At 61.6% G+C, this 14,658-nt stretch carries 10 protein-coding genes and 1 pseudogene; 4 read left to right on the forward strand and 7 right to left on the reverse strand.

Features of this window, described 5'->3' with window-relative positions:
* Positions 1 to 556: pseudogene (locus G365_RS21900) on the reverse strand (histone deacetylase family protein); the annotation flags it as partial.
* 20 nt (positions 557 to 576) lie between these two features.
* Positions 577 to 1,626 (reverse strand): ornithine cyclodeaminase, encoded by a 1,050-nt coding sequence (locus G365_RS0115450; RefSeq protein ID WP_155976318.1) that lies wholly within the window; start codon positions 1,624 to 1,626, stop codon positions 577 to 579.
* Positions 1,627 to 1,762: 136 nt separating this feature from the next.
* Between G365_RS0115450 and G365_RS0115455 the strand changes: the two genes are divergently transcribed.
* Positions 1,763 to 2,188 (forward strand): Lrp/AsnC family transcriptional regulator, encoded by a 426-nt coding sequence (locus tag G365_RS0115455; RefSeq protein WP_019646440.1) that lies wholly within the window; start codon positions 1,763 to 1,765, stop codon positions 2,186 to 2,188.
* Between the two features lie 25 nt (positions 2,189 to 2,213).
* On the opposite strand, the gene G365_RS0115460 is transcribed toward G365_RS0115455, so the two are convergent.
* The 5 genes from G365_RS0115460 to G365_RS0115480 all read right to left on the reverse strand — a co-directional run bounded on the left by G365_RS0115460 (position 2,214) and on the right by G365_RS0115480 (position 9,545).
* A complete protein-coding gene (locus tag G365_RS0115460) occupies positions 2,214 to 3,287 on the reverse strand; it encodes a GGDEF domain-containing protein (protein ID WP_019646441.1) in 1,074 nt (357 codons plus the stop codon).
* Positions 3,288 to 3,447: 160 nt separating this feature from the next.
* On the reverse strand, positions 3,448 to 3,903 hold the full coding sequence (locus G365_RS24125; RefSeq protein WP_019646442.1) for a hypothetical protein: 456 nt from the start codon (positions 3,901 to 3,903) through the stop codon (positions 3,448 to 3,450).
* Positions 3,904 to 4,086: 183 nt separating this feature from the next.
* Complete coding sequence (gene metH, locus G365_RS0115470) at positions 4,087 to 7,608, reverse strand: methionine synthase (protein WP_019646443.1); 3,522 nt, start codon at positions 7,606 to 7,608, stop codon at positions 4,087 to 4,089.
* Positions 7,609 to 7,654: 46 nt separating this feature from the next.
* Complete coding sequence (metF, locus tag G365_RS0115475) at positions 7,655 to 8,545, reverse strand: methylenetetrahydrofolate reductase (RefSeq protein ID WP_019646444.1); 891 nt, start codon at positions 8,543 to 8,545, stop codon at positions 7,655 to 7,657.
* 55 nt (positions 8,546 to 8,600) lie between these two features.
* Positions 8,601 to 9,545 (reverse strand): ArsR/SmtB family transcription factor, encoded by a 945-nt coding sequence (locus G365_RS0115480; protein ID WP_019646445.1) that lies wholly within the window; start codon positions 9,543 to 9,545, stop codon positions 8,601 to 8,603.
* Between the two features lie 564 nt (positions 9,546 to 10,109).
* Between G365_RS0115480 and G365_RS21905 the strand changes: the two genes are divergently transcribed.
* From G365_RS21905 to G365_RS23140, 3 genes are all read left to right on the forward strand, one after another.
* Complete coding sequence (locus tag G365_RS21905; RefSeq protein WP_019646447.1) at positions 10,110 to 10,946, forward strand: MlaA family lipoprotein; 837 nt, start codon at positions 10,110 to 10,112, stop codon at positions 10,944 to 10,946.
* 219 nt (positions 10,947 to 11,165) lie between these two features.
* Positions 11,166 to 11,807: an MlaC/ttg2D family ABC transporter substrate-binding protein gene (locus tag G365_RS0115495; RefSeq protein WP_019646448.1), complete on the forward strand. Its 642-nt coding sequence runs from the start codon at positions 11,166 to 11,168 to the stop codon at positions 11,805 to 11,807.
* Between the two features lie 553 nt (positions 11,808 to 12,360).
* The gene (locus tag G365_RS23140) at positions 12,361 to 14,556 is read left to right on the forward strand and encodes a methyl-accepting chemotaxis protein (protein ID WP_155976319.1); all 2,196 of its coding nucleotides are present in this window, start codon (positions 12,361 to 12,363) and stop codon (positions 14,554 to 14,556) included.
* Positions 14,557 to 14,658 lie beyond the last annotated feature (102 nt).

Genomic DNA, 14,658 nt, shown 5'->3' on the forward strand with positions numbered 1-14,658 from the left:
AGCCGTGATCGCGCAGAGACTGGGCGGCAATGGCGGCGTTATTCAGGAAGCAGTATCCGCCATAGGTGCTGGCCCCGGCATGGTGCCCCGGCGGGCGGCACAGGGCATAGGCGCTGTGCGCCCCATCGGCCACCAGTGCCGCTGCGGTCAGGGCGCAATGGGCTGACGCCAGCACCGCATCCCACGTGCCTTCGACAATCGGGGTTCCGGCATCGTAGCAGTAATAGCCGAGCTTGCCGTTGATACCCGGCGGGATCACATCCTGCCGCATCGAACGGGCGGCAAAGCCGCTGGGCAGCATGAAGCCGTCTTTGCCAATTGCCTTCCACTGGTCAAAAGCGGTGCGCAGAAACTCGACGAAGGCGGCGTCATGCACCTTCAGAATCGTGTCCAGCGGAAACGGGCGGGGTGGCAGAGTTTCCAGCCCGGCGGCCTCGACCGCTGTCAGGATATAGTCTGCCCGGCGCGGCATTTCGTAACAGGGAACCAGTTCACCCCGGTGCAGTTCCATGCCGCCATCGTGACGGCTGTGCAGCGGAGAGTAAATTGCTTTCATGGTCAGGGGGCTCCGGGGCGTCAGGCGGCGAGGCCGTTGGGGGTACCGCTGGGCTGGGCAGGGGACAGCAGGCCGAACAGATCACGCGGGTCTTCCGGCTCGGTCAGCAGGTCGATGTCTTCATAGCAGTCTGTGCCATTCAGCTGGCTGTAGAGGAAGCGGAGGGCCGAGAAGTCTTCAATCGCGAATCCCACCGAGTCAAACAAGGTGATCTGCTGGGGCGAATGGCGGCCCGTGGCCTGTCCGGTAATCACTTCCCACAGTTCGGTGACCGGGAAATCGGCAGGCATCTGCTGGATTTCGCCTTCAATCCGGGTCTGTTCCGGCAACTCAACAAACACGTCGGCACGGCGGAGAATATCGGCCTGAAGTTCGGTCTTGCCGGGGCAGTCGCCGCCAACCGCGTTCAGATGGACACCGGCCCCGACCATATTGTCAGACAGGATCGTTGCCATCTGCTTGTCGGCGGTGACGGTGGTGATGATGTCGGCCCCCTGCACCGCGTCCTGCGTGCTGGCGGCAACCGTGATGTCAAAGCCAGCCGCCCCAAGATTGCGGACGAACTTTTCTGTCGCCGCCGGGTCGATGTCAAACACCTGCAGGCGGGTGATACCCATCAGGGTCCGGAATGCCAGCGCCTGAAATTCTGACTGCGAACCAAGGCCGATCAGGGCCATAACCGAGGAGTCGGGGCGGGCCAGATACCGGGCTGCCACTGCCGAGGTCGCGGCTGTCCGCAGCGCTGTGGTGAGGGTCATTTCCGACAGCAGAACCGGATAACCGGTCTCAACATCAGACAGCACGCCGAACGCGGTGACGGTCTGCAGGCCGGTGTGGGTATTTTTCGGATGACCATTGACGTATTTGAAGCCGTACAGACGCCCGTCGGTGGTCGGCATCAGCTCAATCACGCCATCGCGGGAGTGGCTGGCAATGCGGGGTGTCTTTTCAAACGACGGCCAGCGGCGGAAGTCTTCTTCGATAACGGCTGCCAGTCCGGTCAGCCACGCCTCGACACCGACGGTTTTCACCAGCCGTACCATATTCTCAACACCGACATAGCGGACCATGATGACGTCTCCCATTTCCGTCATTGGATATTGAGAAAAGTGTACGGACCTTCAAAGTGTCTCAACAATGTTGAAAGATGAAAGAAAGAGCGACATATTTGTATAATATGCATAATGACAGTGAGCATTTTGTAAGATGCACATCTTTGATGACCTTGATCGTCGCCTGATTGCCGCCCTGCGGGAAGACGGGCGGGCACCGGTTTCCAAGCTGGCGGTGATCCTTGGGGTTTCGCGGGCCACGGTTCAGACGCGGCTGGACCGGATGATGGAATCGGGCGCGATTCTGGGGTTTACGGTCCGGTTCCGGCAGGATTACGACACGCAGGCCATCCGCGCGATCATGATGATTCAGGTGGCGGGGCGGTCAACCACGGCGGTGATCCGGCAGTTGCGGGGGATGCCGGAACTGGTGTCGTTGCATACCACCAATGGGGCATGGGATCTTATCGCCGAAATCCGGGCGGAGAGTCTGACCGACTTCGACCGTGTTCTGCGTGAGGTGCGGACCATTGACGGTATCGAAAACAGCGAAACCAGTATGCTGCTCAGCTCAGTCTGAGGGGGCAGGGACGCGGAGGCAGGGGTCAGACCTGCTCCATCACCACCTCAAGGTCATCCAGCAGATCTTCGGCGCTGCATACCCGGTTCCGGCCCTGTGACTTGGCGTTCAGCAAGGCTGCTTCGGCCCGCTCAAACAGGCCATGCTGGCTCTCGCCGGGCCGGTGGGCGGCAAGGCCGATCGAGACGGTCTGGTTGCCGAGAACATCGCCGGTCCGGCGGTTTCGCAGGGCACGGGTCGACAGGGTGGTACGCAGCAGCTCGGCAGTCTCCCGCCCCTGATCAGGCGTGCAGTCCGGCAGGGCGATGCAGAATTCTTCCCCGCCGTAGCGGCAGGCCAGACCGCCGGACGGAATCAGGGTTTGTACCGTCCGCCCCACCAACCGCAGCACCTGATCCCCGACCGGGTGACCGTACTGCTCGTTGAAGCGGTGGAAGTGATCCAGATCCAGCATCAGCAGCAGCAGGCCGTCGTGGGTCAGCAGGCGTTCGCTGACCACCCGCTCGAAGGCGCGGCGGTTGCTCAGGCCGGTCAGGGGGTCGGTATTGGCTTCCAGCCGTACGGACTCCAGATCGCTGCGCAGACGGGCAATTTCTCGTGCCGACTGGTTCAGCCGTTCTTCCAGCTGGCGGTTCAGCTTGGCCATCCGTTCGGCTTCGGTGATCAGATTGCGGACCAGATGTGACAGATCCGGGGGGGCGGCGTGGGAAAGGGCGGAACTCAGGGTCCCCAGAGTCTGCCCGTGCTGCACCGCCGAGGCTCCGGCATGGCCGATATGGATCAACAGGGATTTCAGGGTGCTGTCGAGGCCGCCGGAAACCCGCTCAAGCCCTTCGGTTTCCTTCAGGGTCCCGAGGTGACGGTCATGCAGGGACCGCAGGGCCTCGCTGCTGATGGTGTGATGGACGGCAAGGTGGTTGTCGATCTCGTCAGACAACAGCCGGTGAGCCCCGGAGGCATAAAGATACCAGGTCGCATAGTTTTCCGGGCTCGGCGGCAGCCCGAGTGCCTGCAGGCTACGCAAAACCTGCTGCGAAAACCCGTGGGCGCGGTCTAACGGCTCCGCAGCCCCGGCGATGTGGTCAACATCGGTGGTCAACGACGGTTTGTCCCCTGCTTGCCTGATCCGGACGCCATAATTGTGTCTATCCAGACCAATATCCCCCGCATGGGGTGTGCGGCAAAAACCTTTACCATTCGTTAACAGATTACCGGAATTTTTCCCTGAACGGAAGCCGGATCGGCAGGCGGGCTTTTGCTCACTGACTGTCGGCTGACAGGGTCTTGAATTCTTCGCGCAGGGTCTCGATCTGCTGGCCCGGCGCTTTCGCCCGGGCAAGGGCACTGGCCTGAGCGGCCCGGGCCGAATCGATGCCGGGGAAGCCGCGTCCGGTCCAGATCCGTTCCAGCACCGGATCGTAGATAGAGACAGCCTCTGACAGGGCATCTTCCTGACGGCTGAGGCGGACGTAGAAATCAACCAGCGCCTTAAACTTCGGCTGCTCTTCCGGGACGATGCCGATCAGCTGCCGGACGCGGGTGTGCATGTCGCGGGCTTCTTTCTGGCGGTCTTCGATCCACGCGCGGTCCTCGGCGGCGTCCGCTGCCAGACTCCGCCATTCCGCCGCCGAGGATCCGTCTTCCGGGACACCGCCGCAGGCAGCAAGGGTGCAGAACAGACCGACGCAGGCAAGGGACAGAAAGCGGCGCAGCATAGCGGATCTTTCGCTGAGGGGGAGGAAAGGGGCGTCATCCTGCCGTGTCGGCGGGACAGCGGCAACCGGATTATCATCGGGGACAGCCCGGTTGCCCGGGTTTCTTCCGGAGTCTTCGCCAAGACGATCCCCCCGGTGCAGGCTGCACCGGGGGGACGCTGACCGGCAATGCCGGGGATCGGATCAGACTTTGAAGTACTTCGCCTGCGGGTGATGCAGGACGATGGCGCTGGTTGACTGTTCCGGATGCAGCTGGTCGCCTTCGCTCATCCGCAGGCCCAGCCGGTCTGCCTTCAGCAGGTCAAGCAGCAGCGCCTGATCGGCCAGATTGGGGCAGGCCGGATAGCCGAAGGAGTAGCGGGAGCCCCGGTAGTTCTGCTTCAGCAGATCAGGGATCTCACGGGCGTCTTCCCCTGCATAGCCCAGTTCTGCGCGGATGCGCTTGTGGACGTATTCCGCCATCGCCTCGGCCATTTCCACCGACAGGCCGTGCAGATACAGGTAATCCTGATAGCGGTTGGCGGCAAACCAGTCGCGGGCGACATCCGAGGCCCGTTCGCCCATGGTCACCACCTGCAGGCCGATCACGTCGCGCTGGCCGCTGTCGGCTTCCCGCACGAAGTCGGCCAGACACAGGCCCCCCTTGAACGGCTGGCGGGGGAAGGCGAAGCGCCCGACTTCCTTCTCATTGCCCTGCGCATCGTCGGCAAACAGCACGATGGCGTCGCCGTCGCTCGCGCACTTCCAGTACCCATAGGCGGCCTTCGGCTGCAGGATGTCATCGGCTTCGCACAGATCCAGCATCCGCTTGAGAATCGGTTTGACGTCCTGCTGCACCCATGTCCGCCATTCATCGCGGTCGCGGCCCTGTTTTTTAAAGCCCCACTGGAACTGATAGAGCATCACTTCGTTGATGTAGGGCACCAGCGCCTTCAGCGGCACGTTTTCCACCAGAGCCGGTCCCCAGAACGGCGGCGCCGGAATGTCGTTGGCCTGTGCCAGTTCCTGACGGCGCAGCGAGATCTCTTCCCAGTCCACCGGGCGCTGGGTGATCGACTGCACATCCGGGGCTGCCATGTTTTCGTTGGAAGACCGGCGGGACGGACGCTGGGCGCGTTTGACGGTGGCGTCCTTCACATGGTCCCCAAAGCGGCCATCGACAACTTTCGCCATCAGATCAAGGCCGTCGAAGGCATCACGGGCGTAGGCCACCAGTCCGGTGTCGCCGCCGTTGGCATAGGCTTTGACACAGTCCTCTTCGACAAAGGCGCGGGTCAGGGCTGCCCCGCCCAGCATCACCGGAACTGACAGCCCCTGACGGGCCATCTCTTCCAGATTTTCCTTCATGATGACGGTCGACTTCACCAGCAGGCCAGACATACCGACGGCATCGGCCTTGTGTTCCTTCGCCGCCTGAATGATCGAGGCGATCGGCTGCTTGATGCCCAGATTGATGACGCGGTAGCCGTTGTTGGTCAGGATGATATCGACAAGGTTTTTGCCGATATCATGCACATCGCCCTTCACGGTCGCCAGCACCAGCGTGCCTTTGGCCTGCCCGTCTGCCTTTTCCATGAACTGCTCGAGATAGGCGACGGCCGTCTTCATGGTTTCCGCCGACTGCAGCACGAACGGCAGCTGCATCTGGCCGGATCCGAACAGTTCGCCCACCACCTTCATACCATCCAGCAGCAGGGTGTTGATGATATCCAGCGGGCTGTAGGTTTCCATCGCCTTGGCGAGGTCCTCTTCCAGCCCCAGCCGGTCACCGTCAACGATGCGCTGCTTCAGGCGCTCTTCAATGGTGGTCGGCAGGGCCTGCTTGGTGGTGGCCCCGCCTTCCCGGTTCTTGAACAGGGCGATGAAAGCGTGCAGCGGGTCATAGCCGTCGCGGCGGCGGTCGAAGATCAGGTCTTCAGCCACCTGCACCTCTTCCGCCGGGATCTTGTGCAGCGGCAGGATTTTGGAAATATGAACGATCGCCCCGGTCATGCCGCGTTGTACAGCGTGATGCAGGAACACCGAGTTCAGCACCTGACGGGCCAGCGGCTTCAGGCCGAAGGAGATGTTCGACAGGCCAAGGATGATCTGGCATTCGGGCAGTTCGCGGGCGATCTGCTCGATGGCATTCAGGGTCTCCAGACCCAGCTGGCGGTCGTCATCGTTGCCGGTGCAGATGGTGAACGTCAGCGGGTCAAACATCAGGTCGCTGGACGGCAGGCCGCGTTCGACGCAGGCGAACTGATGCAGGCGCTTGGCGATCCGCACCTTCCCTTCGCAATCCTTGGCCATCCCGACTTCATCAATGGTCAGGGCGATCACCGCCGCGCCAAACTTCCGGGCCAGCTTGACCCGTTCGTCTGCGTGGTGTTCGCCATCTTCAAAGTTGATGGAGTTGATGATGGACTTGCCGCCATACAGCTTCAGGGCGGTTTCGATCACCGGGGTTTCGGTGGAGTCGATCACCAGCGGCGCATTAATCGCCCCGCGCATGCGGCTGACCACCTGGGTCATATCGTGGATTTCGTTGCGGCCGACGAAGGCGGTGCAGATATCCAGCGTGTGGGAGCCTTCGCGCACCTGCTCGCGGCCCATGGCAACGGTGCCGTCCCAGTCTTCGGCATCCTGAAGCTGACGGAACTTCTTCGACCCGTTGGCGTTGCAGCGCTCCCCGATCGACAGGAAGGCATTTTCCTGCCGCAGCTCAACACGGCCATACAGGGATGCCACGGCGGGCACCCAGTGGTGGCTGCGCTTGGCCGGGGCCGGGCGGGTGCCGTTGCCGACCCGGGTCAGCATGGCATGGACTGCCGCAGTATGATCCGGGGTCGAGCCGCAGCAGGAGCCCAGAATGTTAACCCCGTCTTCCTTCAGGAAGCGTTCGTGCCAGCTTGCCAGCTCGTTGGGGGTCAGCGGGTAATAGGTCTGGCCATCCCGCAGTTCCGGCAGCCCGGCGTTGGGCTGCAGCGAGATCAGGCCCGGCCAGTTCTCCGACAGCCACTTCACGTGATCAGCCATTTCCGCCGGGCCGGTGGCACAGTTCAGCCCCATGCCGTCAACACCCAGAGAATGGGCGATGGTGGCGGCAGCCCCGATGTCGGTGCCGACCAGCAGGGTTCCGGTGGTTTCCACCGTCACCTGCAGCAGAATCGGGATGTGCTTTCCGGCCTGTTCGCGGGCCAGCTTGCTGCCGTTGACCGCCGCCTTGAACTGCAGCGGATCCTGACAGGTCTCGATCAGGATGGCGTCGCAGCCCCCGGCGATCAGACCGGCAGCCTGAATGTGATAGCCGCTTTCCAGCGTGTCATAGTCGATGTGGCCGAGGCTGGGCAGCTTGGTGCCCGGCCCGATGCCCCCCAGCACAAAGCGGGTGCGCCCGTCGTGGGCGAACTCTTCCGCCGCTTCACGGGCGATTTCCACCGAGCGCTTGTTGATCTCAAACGCCTTGCTGCCCAGTTCAAACTCTTCCAGCGTCAGCGGGCTGCCGCCAAAGCTGTTGGACTGCACCATGTCAGCCCCCGCCGCGTAATAGCGGGCGTGGATGGAGCGGATGACGTCGGGGCGGGTCAGGTTCAGCACTTCCGTGCAGTTTTCCTTGCCGTCGAAATCAACATCAACCGACAGGTTCATCGCCTGCACCAGACTCCCCATGCCGCCGTCGCACAACAGCACGCGGTCCTTCAGGTGGGTCAGGAAATCGCTCATCACAGGGAGTCCTTACTGGGGAAATAACACGCTGGGAAAGACAGAATTAGACGGCAGCCGGGCGCTGCGGACGGACGCCGAGAATATGGCAGATTGCGTAGGTCAGGTCAGCGCGGTTGAGGGTGTAGAAGTGAAAATTCCGCACGCCATCTTTCTGCAGATCCTCGCACAGCTCGGCTGCGGTGGTGGCGGCGACCAGTTCACGGGTGCGCGGATCATCATCCAGCCCTTCGAAGCGGTCGCGCAGCCAGGCCGGAACAGTGGTGCCGCAGGCGCGGGAGAACTTGACCACCTGCGCGAAGTTGGTCACCGGCAGAATGCCCGGCACGATCGGCACCCCGATCCCGGCAGCCTGCGCCCGGTCGACAAAGCGGCGGTAGGTGTCGGCGTCGAAGAAATACTGGGTAATGGCCCGGGTGGCCCCGGCGTCGATCTTACGCTTCAGGTTGTCGAGGTCATCGCGTGCTGAAAGGGCGTGGGGGTGGACCTCAGGATAGGCCGCTACAGAAATCTCGAAATCCGCCACCGCTTTCAGGCCTTCAATCAGATCTGCGGCATAGGCATATCCGCCCGGATGCGGGACGTAATCGGTCTCGCCATCCGGCGGATCCCCGCGCAGGGCGACAAGATGACGGATTCCGGCGTTCCAGTATTCCCGGGCGACGGTATTGACCTCTTCGCGGGTGGCGGCAACGCAGGTCAGGTGTGCGGCTGCGGGAATGCCCATGTCACGGGTGATCGCCGTGACTGTATCATGGGTCCGTTCCCGGGTTGATCCCCCGGCGCCATAGGTGACGGAGACAAATGACGGTGCCAGCGGCGCCAGCCGCTTGACGCAGGTCCACAGGCTTTCCTGCATCTTCTCGGTCTTCGGCGGGAAGAATTCGAAGCTGACTTCGATCGGCTTGGTGATCGCGGCCTGCTGGGTATCGGTCATGGTCGGGGTCTCCGGGGGACGGCAGTCTTCAGACGGATAAGAGTGGGGGCGGTGTTCAGGCGGCTTTTTCAGCCAACCAGAGGACAACGGTCAGGGGATGGCCGGATGCCGGATGACCGGCAAGGGATTCAGCCGATGTCAGGGTCAGGCCTGCATGGGCGCACCATGCCGTGACCTCTGCGTCGGAAAAGCCAAGACGGCGGTGGTTGTGTTGCGTCCGCAGGTCTTCCAGATCATGCGGGGCAAAGTCGATCACCGCCAGCCGTCCGCCGGGGGCCAGCACCCGGGCCGCCTCCTGAATCGCGGCGGCGGGGCGATCAGCATAATGCAGAACCTGATGGATGGTCACCAGATCGGCTGAGGCATCGGGCAGCGGTACGGCATACATATCGCCGGGGCGGACCACGCAGTGGCGCAGGCCGTCACGGTCCAATGCGGCGCGGGCCACGGCCAGCATCTCACGGCTGAGGTCGAGGCCGGTCGCCTGATCGGCCTGCGGCCCCAGCAGCGTCAACAGCCGTCCGGTGCCGGTGCCGATATCGACCAGATGGCGGATCTGCTCTCCTCCCAGCCGGGAAGTCAGGGCCTGTTCCACTTCCCGCTCGTCGACATGCAGGGACCGGATGGCATCCCAGTTGGCTGCATTGTCCCGGAAATAGGCGGCAGCAGCTTCGGCCCGCTCTTCCCGGACCTGATCCATCCGGGCGCGGTCGGCACTCAGTACAGTGTCATCTGCCGGGATCAGGCTGAGGATATGGCGGGTCAGGATGGCACCGGTGCCGGTGCGGGCAGCACGGTAGAACACCCAGCTTCCTTCGCGGAAGCGCTCCAGAAGCTCGGTATCACACAGCACTTTCAGGTGACGCGAGATCCGGGGTTGGCTCTGGCCGACGATCCGGCACATATCGCTCACGGTCAGGTCGCCCTGGGCGCAGAGGGCCAGCAGGCGCAGGCGTGTTTCTTCTCCGGCAGCGCGGAGTCCTGCAAGGACGGTTTCCATGATCGGTTCCGGTGTGGTCGGGATGTTTCTTATGGACATAAAGATATCTTTATATCTGGATATGTCCAGTGGAATTTTGATGAGGAAAAGGGGAATGTCTGAATAGGATCTGGCGATGGCCCTGTGGACCCGCCCCTGACATTTTGCAATGCAGCTTTCTTGATAAAGGAACTGGCGTTGCCGGGGCATCTCTGCCAATATCCGCCACACTAATGCGGCTCTCACCGTCGGCGGAACTGTTGGACTGCTGGAAATTTTAACCATTGTGTGGTACCCGTTGGGGTAAAGGTCACAGTGGGCTGGCACCGGGTTTACGGCGGAAAGTCTGCACAAACGATGCTTGATTGAATGTCTGCGTGCGGCACAGGTGTGTCCCCGGCAGATGTTGTGTGAAACTGGATTAGGGTGACAGCGTCTTTGGGCCTGATTAAAGGGACAGGCCCGCAGGCGTTGGCGGTGTAGGTGTGATCTGCGGTGTGGGTGTCCGGCTTGCTGACCGGGCCCAACCGGTTTTCAAAGGTCAGAGCCTGTGCCCGGATTAGAGAGACAGGGATACACGAACAAATGGATCAACCGCTGATGGGCCAAGAAATGTCTCACCGCGCTTCTGGCTTTGCCGCTGCTTTCCTTCCGCTGCGGCGCTGGCGCAAGGGTGGCCTGCGCGCGGCCCTGCTTGGCACCGTCCTTCTGACGGCGACGGCCTGCGCCAATGGTGACAACGGGGCAAACGACCCGCTGGAACCGATGAACCGGGCTGTTTACAAAGTCAATCAGGCGGTTGATTACGTTCTGCTGCGTCCGCTGGCCTATGCTTACCGCGATGGTCTGCCGGATCCGATTCAGGAACGCATTGGCAATACCCTGCGCAATCTGGCGAGCCCGGTGGTGCTGGCCAACGATCTGATGCAGGGCGAATGGGACCGCGCATGGAGCACCTTCATGCGCTTCCTGATCAATTCGACCTGGGGTCTGGCCGGTCTGCATGACATTGCGGCGCCGATGGGCTTTAAGCGCCATGATGAGGACTTTGGTCAGACGCTGGCGGTGGCCGGTGTTGATGAAGGCCCCTATATCGTCCTGCCCCTGCTTGGCCCGTCTAATGCCCGTGATGCTGTCGGTCGTGCGGTCGACTGGGCAATGGATCCGGTCCGCATTCTCGCTGCTGCCAAAAACTGGGATGAGTTCCAGTGGACCCGGACCGGCCTGACGGTGGTTGATGCCCGGGCCAGCCTGATTGACCCGATCAACGAGATTGAACGGTCGTCGCTGGATACTTACGTGGCCCTGCGCAGCATGTACCGTCAGCGGCGTGCGGCGGAGATCAGCAATCAGCCGGGTGGATACGGCAGCGGGGTTGACGGATCCGACTTTGACTTCCAGGATCCTCCGAAGACCCAGTAATCTTACCGGGATCTGACTGACCGCCCTCCGGCTTGCCGGGGGGCGGTTGCGTTCGGTCTGGCCTTCTTTTGCGGTAAGGCTGGGAGTGATCATCGGGATGCCACATTTTGCGGCACACTGGTGCTGTACTGTTTGGTTATGTAAACATGATCAAGGGAAGATCCCGGTCGGATTCGCGGTTTCTTCTTTTCTGATCAGCACTGCGGGAACACCTGTCTCATGATGCGTTGGATTCGCTGGATTGCTCCGGTGTTTGTGGTCTTGGTGTCGGTGATGACGGCACTGCACAGCTCGTCTGCCTCGGCGGCGGATCTTGAAAAGGCGCGGGCATTGGTCGCGGAAGTGGCCGAAGAAGGCGTCCGTGAAGTGGTCGGGGCTAATGTCCCGCAGGCGGAAAAAATTGCCCGCTTCCGGACCCTGTTTGACCGCTATTTCGACATGCCTTCAATTTCCCGGTTTGTCCTTGGCCGGTCCTGGAAGGATGCCGATGCGGCGCAGCAGGCCCGTTTCGTTGATCAGTTCCGGGAACTGAACGTTTATACTTGGGCCCGCCGCTTCAAGGACTATAACGGTCAGAAGCTGGCTGTCACCGGGGTGCAGGCTGATGGCGACTCCGGGGCCTATGTCGATACGGTGGTTGAGCAGACCGAAGGTCAAAAGCCTCTGTCCGTGCGCTGGCGCCTCCGGATGCGCGAAGACGGCTGGCGGGTCGTTGATCTGATTGTCGAAGGGGTGTCAATGGCGATCACCTATCGCTCGGAATACTCTGCGGCCCTGTCGGATCCGTCGGTCACGGTCAACCGTCTGAACGACCTGATCGGTCTGCAGATCCAGCAGATGAAGGCCCAGCAGCCTTCCTGATCCGGTCTGCTTCCTCTGTCGCGGCGCGGTTTAGAGAAAGCGGATTGCTGAACTCAAAAAAATGCCACCCTGGTTTTACAGGGTGGCATTTTTTGTATGTTTTCATCCAAAAGCATTGTGTCTTTACCGGCCCTGCACCAATTGGTTGGTTCTGACCGAAAAGGCCCCGCGAATCGGCATGAAGCCTTAGGTTTTGCAAAATCCGCGCAGGGTATTTCCCCACTTAATTGCGGGAATTGGGTTACTTATTGAATAAAGTCCTTACATTTTTAGAAGATAATGCCAGAAAAAGTATATTTGATAGTCTTTTTGCCTAATCCTCCTTGTGCTTGTTGTTCTCTGCCTGTTTCGGCCACTATCGCAGGAATGGCAGACAGATCGGGCGTAAGGAGGATGCGCCGGGTCGGTCAACGTTTACCGGCACGCTAAAAGCCGGACCGAACCGGGGATACCCATGCTCAAAAAAATGAAGCTCAGGGGCCAGCTTTCCGTTGTTAATGTTCTGTTTCTCATCCCCTCCGTCATTTTTCTCGGCCTGCTGCTGAATGAAAAAATGACTCTGGTGAAGGATACAGAGCGGGAGCTGTATGGCCTTACTATTTTAAAATGGCTGTCATCCGTCGATGAGGGGATCGCCCTGAATTTGACCGGCGCACCGGCGGCCACGCAAGATGAGCTGGCCGCCCGTCAGGCCGATGCTCTTGCCCAGTCCACCCGGCTCAACGGGGTCGGCGACAGCCTGACCAAAGCGGCGGCGGCGGTGGAGGCCTGGCAGAAACAGGCGAACCCCGATACTCTGTTTGCCCTGCGCGGCGCTGTCGCGGAAGCCCGGCGCACCGCTGCAAATCTGTCAGGCATCAGTGCTGACGCAAACCCGGAGATTTCCGCCCTGATGGCGGTGACGCTGGACCGCACCCCGCAGGTCGCCAAACTGTTGGGGCAGAGTACCGACCTCTACCTCAAGGCTGCACCCCGGAAGATGATCACATCGGAAGGGAATATGGAGATCCTGAAGGCGGAAGGCGTGATCGTAAACGCCCTGCAGTCCGTCGATCAGGCGATGTCCGTAGTGGCGGCGACGGCCCCGGCGCTGGTGCCGGTTTTAGAAGAACCGGCGAAGGCGTTTGTTCAGCAGTCGAATTTTCTGGCCTCAACCCTGAAAGCCAAGGCTGAGCCGCAGGAACCGGCGATGGCTGAGGCGCTGGGGCTGCCGATCGGTGCGGCGCGGATTCTCAAAAAGGATGCCGCTGAAATTGCAGAGCTGGCCCCCAAGGTGATTCAGGCGGCTTATGCGTTCGACCGTCTGGTTCTGGATACGGCGGAAACCCAGCTGGAGGCCCGCGACCGGGCTGCGTGGCGGGTGGCCATCCTCAGTCTGGTGCTGTCTCTGGCGGCGGTCGGGGTGATCTTTGTCGGGGTGCAGGTGTTCATTCAGCGTCGGCTGGTGGATCCGCTGTCACGGTTGGCGGAGTCGGTGGACCGTCTGGCCCGTGGTGATACCAGCAGCCGGATGCCTGCGTTTGCCCGCAGTGACGAAATCGGGTCGATGTCGGTGGCGCTGGGTGATCTGCATGCTGTGACGGTACGGGCCTTTATGCTGCAGGATATGCTGGAGGAAATGCCCATCAACATCCTGACCTGTTCGTCACAGGATGGGACGATCACGTATTTCAACCGCGCCATGCGGGGAGTCCTGCAGGAGATGCGGGCGCAGTTGCCCTGTGATCCGGCGGATCTGACCGGTCGTCCGGTCAGTGCCCTGCCGGGTGTCGGCGACAGCATCATCCGCCGGGTGACGCAGGCTGCGGCCCTGCCGGACCGGGAGCGGGTCCATATTGGCGAGGAGACCATTGATCAGCGTCTCAGCGCCCTGCACGATCAGTCCGGCAGCCATGTCAGCACCATGGTGATCTGGACCGTTGTGTCGGCGCAGGAACGCCTGTCGAATACCTTCCGGACCACCATTGACGGCGTGCTGAGTGACGTGCGCAATGTTTCTGATGCTGTGGCATCCCTGAATGCCTTTGCCGAAGAGGCGACGACGGAGACAGTGTCGGTTTCCGGGATGGTGGAAGATACCTCGGCAACCGTGCAGTCTGTGGCGGCGGCGGCGGAACAGCTGGCGGCCTCCATCGGCGAAATCAGCGCTCAGGTCGGCCGGTCTGCGGCAATTGCGGCAGAGGCGGCCTTGGGGGCGCAGCGCAGCAGTGAGACCCTGTCCGGTCTGGCCGAGGTGACGCACCGCATCGGTGAGATTACCAGCATGATCACCGAAATTGCCTCGCAGACCCAGATGCTGGCTCTGAATGCAACCATCGAGGCGGCCCGCGCCGGTGATGCCGGAAAAGGCTTTGCCGTGGTGGCGGAAGAGGTGAAAGGGCTGGCCCAGCAGACGGCCAAGGCAACGGAAGATATCGCCGCCCAGATTGCCGCCGTGCAGAAGGCGGCAATGGATGCAGTCCGGGTGAATGATGAGGTGTCCGGCACCATCGGTGCCATTGAACAGATCGCGGCGACGATTACCGAATCGGTGGAACAGCAGTCGGCAGCCACCCGCGAGATGGTGGAACATATTACCGTGGCATCGCAACGGACCCGGACGGTGGTGGAGCGGCTGGAGGGAATGCGGGGCAGCATCACCCGGACCAGCTCCCACACCGGAACGCTGGCGGAAACGGCATCATTGCTGGACGGCCGCACGCAAGGTCTGTCGGGGGAATGGGACCGGTTCATCAAGACATCAACCTGACCTGCCTGAGGCTGCGGGAAGGGAGTAAGGAGAAGGCGGGGCCGTCAAAAGCGGCCCCGTTCTTCTTTTGTCCGCATTTTTTGCTGTGTCGCTCTCGGGAAG

The organism is Novispirillum itersonii subsp. itersonii ATCC 12639, assembly GCF_000381985.1.
GTDB lineage: Bacteria > Pseudomonadota > Alphaproteobacteria > Rhodospirillales > Rhodospirillaceae > Novispirillum > Novispirillum itersonii.